The following is a 1,083-nucleotide window of genomic DNA, read 5'->3' as shown; positions in this document are numbered from 1 at the left end:
ATCTAACTGCCCCTGTTTCTCATACCAACTCGCTATCTCGTACGCCATGTTGATCCATAGCTTCTTAAGACGCTCTCGTTCGCTCTCCGCCCACCAATAATCATATTCCTGTAAATAACCTCCAGTATATAACTTCATAGTTTCTATGTATTGATCTATCGTTTCAAATGAAAGAGGCTCTTCAGCGGCTATTCGATGCTCCCATTCTTCTACGTCTAACAGGACTTGGTTAATGTTTAATATATATCCTTCCATCGCGTTCATAATTTGAAAGTGCTCAGCAAATTGTGCCAATGTTTTACGGACATGATAAATTGCCGTATACAATTGTGAATATACTTTATCCGACTCATACTCCGGCCATAATGTATCAATCAATACCGATTTACGCACAAGCTGACCGCGATGTTGAAGTAAATATAGAAATAACTCCTGAGCTTTTGTCGTTCGCCAATGAATGACAGAAATCGGTGTGTTAGATCTTTCAACAGATACTTGCTTAAATCTATTTAGTCTCATAATAGGGGATATAAGTTCCGTTTTGTCTTCTTGTTTAGACGCTGGTTCATCTTTGATACGAGTAATGGTTCTGGCCAGCCGATCGGATCTAACCGGTTTTACTAAATAATCCAAAGCATTAAGCTCAAAAGCTTTGACTGCATATTCATTATAAGCCGTGACAAACACGATATTGATATCTGGCTTCTTCTCTAGTATCTGTTCCGCTAGCTGAATGCCGTTTATTTCTGGCAAACTAATATCTAGAAAAATCAAATCCACCTCTTTGACAAGAATATCCCTTCTCGCCTCAATCGGATCTAGATATGTACCAATAATCTCAATTTGGTTGTGCTTTTTTAACATACGCTCCAAATAATCAACAGCAAGTTGTTCATCGTCTACAAGAATCACTTTCATCCTATATACTCCTTAGTCATGGAATTTATAAACCCGTATTCCTTATGGTAAGAACAGTATGATACCTAAAAAAAAGAAGGCCACGAACATAATGTTCGAGGCTTTCTATACCAACAAATATTAGTATTGTTTGGAAGCTGTATACTTAGAGGCATCCTTTAGCAT

1 protein-coding gene is annotated in these 1,083 nt (G+C 37.7%); it reads right to left on the bottom strand.

Annotated elements, in window-relative coordinates:
- A partial coding sequence (locus tag AC1DWN_RS34215; RefSeq protein ID WP_477563259.1) for a response regulator occupies nucleotides 1-918 on the bottom strand: 918 nt, incomplete at its 3' end.
- Nucleotides 919-1,083: the final 165 nt, after the last annotated feature.

The organism is Paenibacillus sp. P4_A7 (assembly GCF_056402455.1).
Note: the sequence above shows the minus strand (reverse complement) of the source record. Positions and strands in the feature narration are given on the sequence as shown.